This is a genomic window from Streptomyces sp. SPB074 (assembly GCF_000154905.1).
GTDB lineage: Bacteria > Actinomycetota > Actinomycetes > Streptomycetales > Streptomycetaceae > Streptomyces.
Map to the genome: position 1 here is coordinate 885,298 of NZ_GG770539.1, position 2,903 is coordinate 888,200.

Here is a 2,903-nt window from a genome sequence, read left to right on the forward strand (position 1 = left end):
AAAAAAAAAAAAAAAAAAAAAAAAAAAAAAAAAAAAAAAAATACAAAAACAGAAAAATAAAAGAAAGGAGAAAAAGTAACAAAAAATTATATCATTCATATATATTTTTAACAAATTAATTTTTATAAGATATAAAATAAATGAAAAAAAAAAAAAAAAACAAGCAGAAAAAAAATAAAAAAAAAAAAAAAATAAAAAAAAATTATAATAAAAAAAAAAAAAAAAAAATAAAAAATAAGAGAGAAACAACCAAAAGCAAATAGAAATAAGAATAGAGTAGGATTTAGAAGGTTCTCCGTAGAGTCACAAGGGCGGGGTCCCGGCGAGGGGGGAGTCCGGGGCCAGGGCGCTTCGCGGGCGGGGGGCGTCTCCCGGGGCCGCGGCCTCCGCCGCCCCGGCGGGTGTCCCAGCCCGTACGACGCCCTCCGGGACGGGGCCGTCCCAGCCGAGGAAGCAGGCGACGACGGGCTTGCCGCACTCGGCGGCGCGGGCGAGGACGCGGCGGGCGACCCCGGGGTCCGGCGGCTTGGAGACGAAGACGATCCGCTCGGTCGCGGGGTCCGCAGCGAGCAGGCCGAGCGCCGCGAGCATGGTCGCGCCGCCCACCTCGCGGCTCACGTCCCTGCTGCCGGTGCCCAGTACGTGGCTGACCCCGCTGCCGCGCGCGTCCAGCAGGCAGGCGACCTGCTGGAGGCCGGTCCCGGAGGCGCCCACGAGGCCGACGGGGCCGGGGCGCACGGCGTTGGCGAAGCCGAGCGGCACCCCGGCGACGACCGGCGTGCCGCAGTCGGGCCCCATCACGAGCAGGCCGCGCGCGGTGGCCTCCGCTTTGAGGGCGGCCTCGTCCGCGAGGTCCACGTGGTCGCTGAAGACGAAGGCGTGCATCCCGGCGCGCAGCGCCTTGCGGGTCTCGGCCGCCGCGTGGGCGCCCGGTACGGAGATGACGGCGAGGTCCGTGCCCGGGGGCGCGGTGGCCAGCGAGCGCGTCGGCGGCTCCTCCTCGCCGCCGGTCCCCGCGCCGGGCTCGGGCGTGTCGTCGCGCAGCGCGGTGACGGCGCGCGCGAAGACGGCGTCGGCCGCCTCGCGCGTGCCCCGCACGGCGAGGAGCAGGTCGTTGGGCCGTGCCGCCGCTCCGTCGCCGGTGAGCAGTCCGGAGGCGGTCAGCACCTCCTTGTTGGCGGGTGTGCCCATGACGAGGCTCACTGTCTCGGCGCCCGGCACCTCCGTGAGCGTCGCCGCGAGGCGCATGAGGGCGACGGAGTCGGCGTACAGGTCCTTGTGCACGGCGTTGATCAGCACCATGCCGGTGACTCTAGGCAGCGGGCGCGAGGGTGGGGATGGCGTGCGGTGACAGTGTGCGGGGGCGGTTTCGGGCGAGGGGTGCCAGTGGGAGAGGGCGGGGCGGCGCCTCGTCGCGGGTCCGGTGGCCGCGTCCCGGTTCAGCCTCGCGCCCGGGCCGCGAGGAGGCGGCGGGCGTGGACGGCGAGTTCGGCCTGGAGGCGGGACAGCGGGTGGCGGTCGAGGCCGCCGGTCAGGCGGTCGATCTGGCGCAGCCGGTGGCGCAGGGTGTTGTAGTGGACGTGCAGGCGGGCCGCCGTGGCGACCTTGTTGCGGTCGTGGAGGAGGTAGGCGGAGAGGGTGTCCACGAGGCTCCCGTCGTGCGCCTCGTCGTAGGCGAGGAGCGAGCCCAGGGCCTCGTGCGTGAGGCGGCGCAGCGCCTCGGCGTAGAGCCGGCCGAGGAGCCGGTAGACGCCGAGCCCGTCGTGCCCGGCGACGAAGTCGTCCCCGTGCACCTCACGCCCGAGGCCCAGCGTCTCGGCGGCCTCCGCGCAACTCTCCGCGGAGGTCCGTGGAAGTCGGCGCGCACGGTCCCGGCCGCGACCGCGACGCGGCGGCCGGGGCGTGCCGCGGCGAGAGCGGCGTGCAGGGCGTGGCAGCGGGCGTCGAGCGAGTCGCCGGGCTCCACGAGCAGCGTCAGCCCGCTCCCGCCGCCCCGCGCGATAGCGCCCTCGCCCGCCGCCTGCCGCACGAGCGGCAACAGCCTCTCCTCGATGCCCAGTTCGCCGCCCGGCGTCCCGGCCTCGCACGGGTCGTCCGTCGCGACGAGGACGGCGGCGCGCGGGACGTCGAGGTTCCAGCCCATCGCGGCGGCGCGGCGCAGGGTCTCCGCCCGGTCGCGCGGGGTGTGCGAGACGAGTTCGGTCAGGAGCAGCGCGCGGTAGCGCTGGGCGCGTACGGCGAGGGCGCGTTCCTGCGCGGCGAGGGTCGCCGCGATGGTGGTGGCGTGTTCCAGGGCGACGAGCTGGTACGGGTCGGGGACGTGCCCCGGCTCCGCCCACAGGCCGACCGTGCCGCCGGGCCCGGCCCCGTGGCGCACGGGGCGCACGGCGGCGGGGGGGCAGTGCGGTGTCGGGGGGGCAGTGCGGTGTCGGGGGCGCCCGCCGAGGCCAGGACGAGGCCCTGTTCGTCGCGAACGGCGGCGGCGAGACCGGTCAGTTCGAGGAGGACGTTCGTCAGCTCCTGGCAGGAGCCGCCGCCGAGGGCGACGGCGGTGAAGCGCTCGTGGATCGCGCGCGAGCGCTCCAGGGCGAGGGCCTGCCGGTTGAGGACGGTGCCGAGCACCTCGGAGAGGATGTCGTTGAACATCACGGGCCCCGGCAACTCCACCAGCGGGAAGCCCAGTTCCTCACAGACGTCGAGGAGCGCGGGTGGCAGCGCGGGCAGGTACGGGCCGCCCTTCACCCCGAGGCCGGTGAGCCCGCGCCGGGCGAGGACGGGCACGAGCCGGGTCAGCGCCTCGGCGTCGTCGCGCACGGGGTAGGCGGTGGTCAGCAGAAACTCGCCGCCGCGCATCCAGCGGACGATGTCGGGGACCTCCATGATGTTGACGACCCGGATCGGGC

The 2,903-nt window shown here is 70.2% G+C and carries 3 protein-coding genes and 1 pseudogene; all 4 read right to left on the bottom strand.

Annotated features, from left to right (window positions below; genetic code table 11):
- Positions 1 to 303 precede the first annotated feature (303 nt).
- Positions 304 to 1,302: a hypothetical protein gene (locus tag SSBG_RS03620; RefSeq protein WP_008744868.1), complete on the bottom strand. Its 999-nt coding sequence runs from the start codon at positions 1,300 to 1,302 to the stop codon at positions 304 to 306.
- Between the two features lie 137 nt (positions 1,303 to 1,439).
- A complete protein-coding gene (locus tag SSBG_RS34185) occupies positions 1,440 to 1,793 on the bottom strand; it encodes a PucR family transcriptional regulator (protein WP_234010338.1) in 354 nt (117 codons plus the stop codon).
- A gap of 113 nt (positions 1,794 to 1,906) precedes the next feature.
- Positions 1,907 to 2,143 (bottom strand): annotated as a pseudogene (locus SSBG_RS34190) (PucR family transcriptional regulator); the annotation flags it as partial.
- Between the two features lie 59 nt (positions 2,144 to 2,202).
- On the bottom strand, positions 2,203 to 2,903 hold a 701-nt coding region (locus SSBG_RS34195; RefSeq protein ID WP_234010346.1), incomplete at its 5' end, for a PucR family transcriptional regulator ligand-binding domain-containing protein.